At 53.0% G+C, this 8,160-nt stretch carries 7 protein-coding genes and 1 pseudogene; all 8 read right to left on the bottom strand.

The window, feature by feature from the left end; genetic code table 11:
* Positions 1–14 precede the first annotated feature (14 nt).
* The gene (locus tag GGQ73_RS16960) at positions 15–902 is read right to left on the bottom strand and encodes a type IV secretion system protein (RefSeq protein WP_012478076.1); all 888 of its coding nucleotides are present in this window, start codon (positions 900–902) and stop codon (positions 15–17) included.
* Positions 903–998: 96 nt separating this feature from the next.
* Positions 999–1,661, bottom strand: coding sequence for a pilin minor subunit VirB5 (virB5, locus tag GGQ73_RS16955; RefSeq protein ID WP_012478075.1), 663 nt, complete (start codon positions 1,659–1,661; stop codon positions 999–1,001).
* A 14-nt stretch (positions 1,662–1,675) separates the two neighbouring features.
* Positions 1,676–4,045 carry a type IV secretion/conjugal transfer ATPase VirB4 gene (gene virB4 / locus GGQ73_RS16950; RefSeq protein ID WP_012478074.1) on the bottom strand — a complete coding sequence of 790 codons (2,370 nt, stop codon included), beginning with the start codon at positions 4,043–4,045 and terminating at the stop codon, positions 1,676–1,678.
* Positions 4,045–4,371: a type IV secretion system protein VirB3 gene (locus GGQ73_RS16945; protein WP_012478073.1), complete on the bottom strand. Its 327-nt coding sequence runs from the start codon at positions 4,369–4,371 to the stop codon at positions 4,045–4,047. Before GGQ73_RS16945 ends, virB4 begins: the two co-directional genes overlap by 1 nt.
* Positions 4,371–4,736 carry a pilin major subunit VirB2 gene (gene virB2 / locus GGQ73_RS16940; RefSeq protein ID WP_012478072.1) on the bottom strand — a complete coding sequence of 122 codons (366 nt, stop codon included), beginning with the start codon at positions 4,734–4,736 and terminating at the stop codon, positions 4,371–4,373. Before virB2 ends, GGQ73_RS16945 begins: the two co-directional genes overlap by 1 nt.
* A 14-nt stretch (positions 4,737–4,750) precedes the next feature.
* The gene (locus GGQ73_RS16935) at positions 4,751–5,470 is read right to left on the bottom strand and encodes a type IV secretion system lytic transglycosylase VirB1 (protein WP_012478071.1); all 720 of its coding nucleotides are present in this window, start codon (positions 5,468–5,470) and stop codon (positions 4,751–4,753) included.
* A 246-nt stretch (positions 5,471–5,716) separates the two neighbouring features.
* Positions 5,717–6,360 (bottom strand): annotated as a pseudogene (locus tag GGQ73_RS16930) (IS5 family transposase); the annotation flags it as partial.
* Positions 6,361–6,946: 586 nt separating this feature from the next.
* Positions 6,947–7,690, bottom strand: a complete 744-nt coding sequence (locus tag GGQ73_RS16925) for an AcvB/VirJ family lysyl-phosphatidylglycerol hydrolase (protein WP_012478069.1) — start codon at positions 7,688–7,690, stop codon at positions 6,947–6,949.
* Positions 7,691–8,160 lie beyond the last annotated feature (470 nt).

The raw sequence follows: 8,160 nt of genomic DNA, 5'->3' as shown, positions 1-8,160 counted from the left end.
AATTTTTGCGCGACCTAGCCTCGCTCAACCTGAGCGAAGCGACGGTACAAGCTGCTGGCAGATTGGGTTGCGCCGCTCCAGTAACTGCCTCCAATGTTGCCGGCGATCGCCGGCAAAGCGACAATGAGCGCATCCCCTGTCAGAAAAAACATATCGAGTTCGTAAAGACCAATGATCTTGGCCGCGGTCGTACCGGCGAAGGTGATTACACCAAGCATAAGGGTGAGCGCAGTCGCTTCGGTTAGGATGACGATCGTTGCCACGAGGTTTAAGAGGAGAAGCAAGAGACCGTAGGTGATAAGTTGCCCGATCCACTTAGCTGCGATGTCCCGCGTGCGATCAAAAATATATCCGACGAGGATCAGAGGCCCGATCGCGAGAAGCACTTTCGTGAGAATTCCAACGGCGTCGTAAACTCCGAAGGCAGACCAGAGCGTGCCGTAAAGGACCCACTGTGCCCCTTGGAAAGCAAGGATGTCCTGGTCGTTCATCGGACCGATTTCGGATGCGATTTTCTGAAAAACGGCCTGGGTCACGGCGAACATTGTATCCAACTGTGCCGGAACAGTCTGCAGAGGCAAGCCGGTTACACTAAACTGCTGAACAAAGTTTGGGACCGTCTTTTCGAAGATGGAAACCACATAGTCTTGGTAGTTAGCCTGCCCAACAATTAGAGCAACAACGATGGTGACCGTGATCACCCGAGTGATACCGCTACGGGTATCGACTTCGCCGCGTATGACTAAAATACCCTGAACAATAATCCAAAGAGTGACACAGGCGATCAATGGCGCACTCACCGCCTCCTGGATAGTCTCAAGCATCGAGTCCAAGCCTGTCGTGAAGGCTACATCGAAGATCGTATGAATGGCCGTAAACGGCGCCGGAATCGTGAAATTCATCGATTGGACCTGAACTTGACTGGTTTGTCGCATAATGTTGGATAAAATGAGCTCGCATTCGGCGAGGATGCGGGCGGATGAACAAATCGCCCAGCCTTAGGGGAGGGCACCAAAGATGACAGCGGTCTTTTGATGCTCCTTGCGTTGAGCGGCCGCCTCTTCCGCCTCGTGAAGGCCGGCCTGCGCGGTAGTCATCGTTAATAGGCTTGTCGCCTGTACATTTTGAATCATTGCGTCATGGATCTGCTTGAGAAGCAAACCATTGGTCACGGTTGCCTGCATGATATTGCGAGATCGGGAAAGCTGAGCAGACGTATCAGCATTCGCCGTCAAGCGTTTGTCCATCGTTTCCAGATTGTCAGCCGCAATGCCAGCGCTGTTTGCGGAACCGGTGATCTGCGATCGCAACAGGTCCGCTTCAGCATCACTACCCACGACTGCACGATCTGTATCGCTGGTGATCGCACGTGCCGTGGTCGACATTGGCATTCGCGGCGAAAACATTTCATTGTCTAGGTCCTTCGTCGAAGGATACTGATTTTTCTGGTTGAGCGAAGTCAGTAGTCCAGTAACGCCGTAGGCCGACGTCAACATCGTAACCATCGCTATAGTCTGAGTGAGATTCTCCGCAGTCGCGAGCGCAGTCGCGAGCGTCTCAGCCTCCGTTGCCGGGTCGCTAACAACAAACTGCGCCCGCGCGGGCTGAATATATAGAAAGCTGCAGGTCAAAACTGTTGCAATAAGTTGCGTCGTCTTCATCGTTTCCTACCTTATCAATCTTCTGCCTCGTGGTGACGGGCCATGAATTCGCTGAGCCAGCCAGATGAGTTGCCTTCTTGTGCCTCGCGTAGTCGAGTTGCAAAGCGCACCGTGTTGGCACGCCCCGAAAGCACGGCGACATATTCACGCATATCCCGCAGATCAAATTCGCAGATGACGCTTCCACTTTCTCGTTTAAGAAGAAACTTACGGCTGCCGACCGTCATGTCTTCACGGATCGCCTGAAATTCCTTTTCGGTACATTTCAGTCCATCGACATAAGCCGATCGATCTGCGGTTGGTGATGGATAGAAAATCTTCGTCATACATTGCGCAACCAAGCTGGCTCCTAGCGGCGATTCCAGAACATGCTCTGGTTGCTGCGTTGCCAGTATTAGCATCCCGTTGTTTTTTCGAACGGTCAGGAGGAATTTGTCGACGACAGTCGAAAATTTAGGGTTTAACAAATAGGCGCGAAACTCATCGCAGCTCATCACAAAACGGCGGCCGTCGATCATGGCTCCAATCCGATGCAGGAGATATGCTGCAGCGGGAGCGCATACTTCCTCGTATTCGAGAAGATGCGTCATGTCGAAGCCGGTAATCGACGGATCTAACTTTACTTCGTCAACTTCGCCGTCAAATGCCCAGCCAAGCGCATGGCCCCGGCACCAGCGTTGGAGCCGCGCTCCTGCGCCTTCGGCGGGCCCATGCAACAAAAATTCACGTAACCCCGCGATTGAACGCATTTGTGGATCAAACGAGAGCTGACGATGGATACCACGGACCAGACGGCGGTTCTCTTCCGGAGAAATCCCACCCCGACCATCACTCTCGATGAGAGCCACGATCCATTCGCGCAGAAAATCGTGTGAGGCTGCTGTGTTTTCTAGGCCACGCAACGGCGCCAACCCGCTGGGTGTGCCTCTGTGAAGTGCCAAATATGTTCCTCCTGTGGCGCGAACCAGCAATTCGCCACCCCGGTCCTTGTCAAAGAACACGACCGTACCTGCACGGTCGACCATGCTCTGTTCGAGCATGGCTAGAACAAACATCATGAGCGTCGTCTTACCCCTCCCGATAGGCCCGAATATTGCCGTCATGCCAACATCGTGCTCATGCGGGATATAGTCGAAAGGCGTTCCGCCATTGGTACGAAATCGGGCAATCGCGTTGCCCCAGTGGCCTGAGCTGGCGCCCTCTGGAAAGTTTTCGAAAGAGACAAACCCTGCGAAATTGCGTGAAGTGATTGCGCCAGGGCGTGTGCGCCACTTAAAATTCCCCGGCAATTGGGACCAATAGGCCGCTTCCATACCAATACCTTCTTGGACAACCACGGCACCTGCATCCGCCATTCGTGTCCGAGCCCGCGCGCCCCTGTCCCCAAGACTATTGAGATCGTCTGCATAGACGCAAAGGCTCAAATGATGTGAGCCCATAACGAATTCGTTGCTCGCAAGTGCGTCCTCAGCCTCGGATAATTTGCCGATTTGAGTCACGGCTTTATCGCCGGAACTCAGCATCTGGCTCGATTTGAGGCTAAGTTTCGCGTGCGCTTGCGGGCGAGTCAGGAACGAAAAACTCTGCGTGAGAACAAGTGGAAAATCGAGGGATAGCAGCGCGTTGAGCATGCCCGGCCGTGTTTTTGCAGGGTATTCGCGAAACGAATAGATGGATCCAACGTAACTGTCTTTTGGCGTTCTGATCTCGAGTCCTCGCTTGCCGCAAATGACTCTGTCGGTATAAATCGAAGCGCCGAGTGAGCCGCTGACGACCGGAACCGGTGTGAACCGACCAGTCATGATCAACCGTAGCGCTTCGCCAATTTCGGTGAAGAGCACACCCTGCTTCTCGCGGATGCCAAGACGATGCAGGCCATACGCTTTAAGAGAGCCAGCGACAACATGCCAAAGATCTTCCATGTTCCTGATCTGGCCCGTGAGATCGTTTTCCCTTTTTCCGCTTAGCTTGGTGAACCTCCTCTTTACCTTCCCTAAAGCCGCCTGTGGGTAGACAATCAACGTAAGGAAGTGTTCATTGCGGAGGAGTTGGCCGGAGAGCACGCGCTGTTCAAAAGCTTCGTTCAGGCTAGCGGCGAAAACACTACGGAAGTGTCGCGGCGCCGATGATGGCACGTCGGCATGACGTACGAGGTGAGCATATATTGACACATGATCATCAGCGATATTGCGCAACAGCGTGTTGAACGCACGACAACGCGCATTGCGCATTTCAGTTTCCTCAAGCTCGAATGCAACGCCATCAATTCTCGCAATGGTCATGATCGATCCGTCTTCAAGAAGGACGATATGGTCGCTGAGGTGGCCAATATAAGGGAGATAGATCTCACCGGATCTTTCGGTCGTTCCACTCGCGCCGAGCATCACACCATTCCTCTCCCTCGTGGGGGAACCCTAATTGGATTTGGGCTAACAGTAGCGCCCCCCCAAACTGCACTATCAATGCTTCTTCCCGCGGTCCGCAAAAATAGCAGGACGACGCTCGCCGCATTGTAGTCTCGCTCCACGATGAGCCGGGCTGCAAACCATAACGGCACGAGAACGACTTCGTAGAGCGGGTTCTGAACGATAACGATGACAAAGCCGGCGAACATCATGAATAACCCTGCCAATGTCAGTGGCACCCCAAGAAACAATGCGGGCCGTGTGGCTGCGAGGTAAAGGGTCGATTCTTCCAAACGATCAGCCATCAACTACCGCCAGTGAGCGTTTGGCCGAGGAAGCTCGCCCCAAACATGATAACAATGCCGCCGACGACGCCGGCAACCAGCCCAAGCGAAGCCCGCCCGAACATCCAGGAGATCCCGATAGCGACAATGCCGAGAACAGCGAGTGACTGGCCGAACGGACCAAGGATAAACGTGCATATATTGTTAACCATTGTGGCGGGGTCAGTGCCGCCACCCGCAGATTGCGCTGCGGCGGGTCCGGATGAGGAAATGCTCCATGCAATTGCACCGCACAAGCTTGGGGCGCAGCTCGATATCACGCGCATCATCGCATTCGAGAGCGAGAGGCGATTTAGATGTAAACGGTATCTCTCAAAGCATCGCATCAATGCGCACCTCCTTAGTATAAGTCGAATAAGACTTGATTGTCGTCTGCGGATTTGCCGTTGTCCTGGTGTGGCGGTGGCGGAGCGATTAAACCGCCAGCGCCATCCTCCTGTGAGCGGCGCTGATATGACCCCCAAACATCCCACGTCTCTTCGGATTTTAGCGCCTCGTGATCGTCTTTTGGAGGCTCGATTAACGCGGGCACCAGCGATTGAGCAGCTGTTTCAACTTTTCGCACGTAGCCGTTTGCAAAACCGCCGATGAAATTACCGGTGTTGTAAGCGGAGATCGCCCGACGAAGCGCAAATTGCTTCTCGTCAATCGTTTCGCCGCCTGCATAACGACTTTTCAGCATGTTTGCAGCGGCAGATAATGATGTGCACGCCTGGAGCGCACCGTCAGGTGTCAGACCGAGCATAGAAAAATTTCGAGAGTTTATTTGCATGAGGCCAACATCCAGCGAATGCCGTGCATCGAGACGGTGCCTGACGACTTGGGTTGCTTGGCTGTGATCTTGCCAGTGAAGCGTTTCGCCGGTCGTGTTGTCATGAATCGCTAAAGGATCAAAGCGACTCTCCACCTTAGCTATCGCCGCAAGCGTAGATGTCGCAACTGATGGGGCACACTTGCGAGCAACATGGTCAAACTCAGCAGATGAGAGTGGCGTGGCAAGGCTCGACGAACAGAAGGAGACCATCAAGGCAAGAGAAAGCGACCCCGATCTCTTAAGCATACCTTATCTCCTTAGCTCGCAACTAACACCGCCTCTCCCGTTGGAAGAAGTGCGTTGTTTTATGTTGAAGATTATCGGGAGGGTCGGTTACTCGAAAATTTTCAATTGCTTCTTTATGATTTCAATTGAAGCGAGAAACCTCGCCCGGCGTCTTGGAACGCAACATGGACCGAGAACCGCGCATCCATGACTAAGCAACCGGATCGACCTATTCAGGCCGCAGTTGGTCAGGTCAGGCTCAGAACGAAAATGCTCGGCGAGGTTACGCTGTCTGTAAACCCATTCGATGAACGGGAAGCTTCCTTCCGATTGCTCTTGGCAGGAATATTGGCCCATGCCTGCTTGCGCTTTGCAAATGCTCTTATCGCGTTGGTATCATATGCCTTGTCCGCCAGCAGAAACGCACTCTAAGCGATTATTTGTAAAAATGTTTCGGTCATGCGGCGGTCATGGGCTTGACCCGCTGTCAGCGCAAGACGGATCGGTCAACCGTCGGCATCGACAACAGCGTGAATCTTGGTGGTCAAACCGCCACGGGAACGTCCCATACAGCCATCGTCTTGATCCCGCTGTTTCCCGTCGCCGCATGTTGGTGGACGCGGACACAGGAACTGTCAATCATGACGACATTCTATCGAAAGCCTTGGAAATCACACTCAGAATATGATCCCAGACGTCTGCCTCACGCCATCGTACAAAGCGATTGTAGCAGGTTGTACAGGAACCGTATCGATCAGGAACGTCTGCCCAGGGCGGGCCCGTCCGGAAGCGCCACAAGATGACATTGATCACCCGCGTCAACGCGCGGCACGCGACGCGGCTTATTTGGGAACAAAGGACTGAACAACAGTCCATTCGAAATCGGTGACATCAAAGCGGGGACGGGTTATCAGTGGCCTCCAAGTCAAGCCTCAATGAATCAAAATCAGACCGATTTGCAAACCTGATTTATGAGTGTGCGGCCTAAATGATGAAATCGTCCTTCTAGATCGCCTCCGTGGTGTAGCAACACCTCGCAGTATCGCCGTGCTGACCTTGGCCAGGGAATTGACTGGCAAGGGTGCTTTCACATGACCGCTCTTTTGGCCGCGATAGATGATTTCGTTGCTGCTTTGGGCACGTAGAAGGAGAGAAGTCATATCGGAGAAATTCCTCCTGGCGCGAGAGCCTGCTCTATCGCGACGGCATCCCACTGTCGGGAACAGACCGGATCATTCACGAGGCGAAAGTCGTCAACACATGCGTTATAGGCATCTTCCCTTGAAGGATGATCTTGTTGCTGCCAATCTGGAGGTGCGGCAGCCGCAGGCAGATGCGATCTCAGCGCAACTTGCGGCAAAACATCTCACTCACCTGAAAACCACTAGCGAGTCTCGCGATCAGACGAAGGCCTTTTACTTAACGACACAATATCCGATGTCTGCATCACAGGCGTCGCTATCCCAGTCAATACTAAAGCGGTGCAGGAACTAAAGATTACTGATGACTTAGGCGTGCCACGAGGCCTGAGACGACGCGCGTAGACAGTTTTTTGAAATCATTATCAAAGTGATGGCCTCCGCTGAAGCCTATCACCTCTGCGCCGGTCTGTCGGAGAGATGGGCAAGCATTATTACGGTCTTCGCGCCCGTACATGCATTGGACGATTGCAGGGTCAATGGATCTGAGATCATCCAGAGGATTGCCGCCCTTACCTTCCGTTTCGAGTTGGAGCCAGCCCCTAAATGAGACGACATAGTCGACTTGATGTGACAATGCCAAGAGAGAGATTTGCTTAACCCGATTTTTTTGCTCAAGCGTAAGCCTATTGAAGCTTGCTGGCATGACGTCCGCGCCGAAAGAATATCCTACAAGTAAAACATTCTGCACACCGAAATGCTTGGTGTAGACATCGATTATGTGACCAAGATCCTTAGCAGTTTCGCTTGGAGACCGCTCCGACCAGAAATACCGAAGTGAACTGACGCCAATGACAGGAATCCCTTCCGTCTGCAGATAGGTACCAATCGCCTCATCGATATTTTGCCATCCAGCGTCTCCGGAATAAATGATCGCCACCGTGTTCTTGGCTGGCTTGGCATTGAACACCCGAAGAGGAAGCCTCACTCCAGTTTCGCCCCCGTTTGACCACATGAAACCGTTGGCGCGGTCATTCGCATATGCAGCGTCTGCCGCGGGAAAGAGTGTGAATACGAGTATCAATACCAATTTTATCGCCATTTCGATACCTTATCAGCGGAGATCTCGATAATTTCGGACTAATGTTTCAAGTGGATATCAACTGCGTCGCAATTTGTTACAAAAGACACGTAAGCCCGCGGTGAAGGTTTGCGGAGAACTTTTGCTGAGATCTCGAATCGAAAGAAGCACTTAAAGTTCTGCAACAAGCGCGCCTGATGCACGTCACCACGCTGATGACGGAATGGGCGATATTCCTGATGGGGTGGCTCTGTTTACCACTGCGCTGTCGTTGGTTGGATTATCGGGAGAGTTCCCATCCTGGCAGTTGCCGACCACAATGGAAGTAGCCTTCTGCATTGAGGGAGGCGCGAACGCCTGCCCTTTCTGGCGAACTCATCTTATAGGCTGACCAACGCTCGAAGTTTACTTCTTGAGACTTCATGCTCGTGCTGAAGAAGACGAGAATCGCAGTGGATGTTAATGGGTGGCGGCATAAGGTGTTCGTCAGA

The organism is Rhizobium skierniewicense, assembly GCF_014196515.1.
GTDB classification, from domain to species: domain Bacteria; phylum Pseudomonadota; class Alphaproteobacteria; order Rhizobiales; family Rhizobiaceae; genus Agrobacterium; species Agrobacterium skierniewicense.
The sequence above is the reverse complement of the archived record's forward strand: the minus strand, read 5'-3'. Positions and strand labels throughout refer to the sequence as shown.